Raw genomic sequence first — 1131 nt, forward strand, 5'->3', positions numbered from 1 at the left:
TCAGTAGGGAGGAGCCGATGTCCTGGGCGACCAGGGTCCCGTACCACAGGCACAGCAACCCCACAGCCAGGCAGACCGTCAAGGTGGCGGCCGCGAAGGTGCGGCGGGCGCGGGGCTCGGTCCCGGGGGTGGTGGCGGCCATGGCGTCTCGGCGGGCGGCCATGACCTGGGCGGCGGTGAGGCGGCCCTCGATCATGCGCTGGGGGCGGGTCATGCGCCGGTCGGCGTAGCCGCGGGCGATGACCACCAGGTCACTGTAGGAGTAGGCCACCAGGGCCACGGCCGCCTCCAGCGGCGCGCGTATGAAGGCCGGCCCACCCATGGCCGTCAGGACAGGCACCCGGGGTGCCTCGACAGCGGTGGTCCCCACCGGCCCGGTGCGCAGGCGCCTGCGGGCGTCGGTGAGCTGGCACAGGCCGAACAGGACCATCGAGTAGACGACCAGCGAGCCGCCCCGCCCCGAGACCTGCCACAGCCACCCGACCCAGCCGGGGATCCCGTCACCACCGTCGGTGAGCCAGGACACCGAGGCCAGGGAGGTCACCGAGGCGTTGTAGGCCGCGTGGTCGACCACCACCTGCACCAGCACCGCGGCCGGCAGCACCCAGGCCACCACCCGCCCCAGCGGGTTGCGAGTGCGCCACGCCACGATCCCCAGGCCGAGGGCCATCGCCACCGTCATGGTCGACACGTGGTGACCCACCCCCAGCGGGCTGGCGCCCTCCTCACCGGCCAGCCACCCCAGCGGGCTGTCACTGTCCCACAGGCGAAAGGACCCGGCCGTCCAGGGGTTGAGCGAGTAGCCCAGGCCCTGACCTCCCAGCAGCCAGGAGACCAGCCCCTCAGGAGCCAGGCGCCTGGAGGCGTCCTCAGCCACCGTGAAGCCCGCCCCGGCCGCGTAGCCCAGCAGCGCCCAGTCCACCGCCGCCAGGCGCCGCACCCGCCCCGGAGCCACCAGCGCCACCACCACCAGCGGCACCAGCTTGCCCGGCTCCTCAACGAAGGCCGCCAGAGCAACACTCACCCCGTGATCACTCGTGGTCATTCCCCCGGCCGCCGCCACCGCCTCGGTGGCCTTGGCCACCACCAGCGCCCACGGCACACCCAGCGAGAACATGACACTGACCAACC

The 1131-nt window shown here is 73.3% G+C and carries 1 pseudogene; it reads right to left on the minus strand.

Going from position 1 to position 1131, the window contains the following annotated elements:
• Window positions 1–1117, minus strand: a pseudogene (locus HMPREF9056_RS14415) (protease PrsW); the annotation flags it as partial.
• Between the last annotated feature and the right edge of the window lie 14 nt (window positions 1118–1131).

This window comes from Actinomyces sp. oral taxon 170 str. F0386 (assembly GCF_000195595.1).
In the GTDB taxonomy this organism is placed as follows: domain Bacteria; phylum Actinomycetota; class Actinomycetes; order Actinomycetales; family Actinomycetaceae; genus Actinomyces.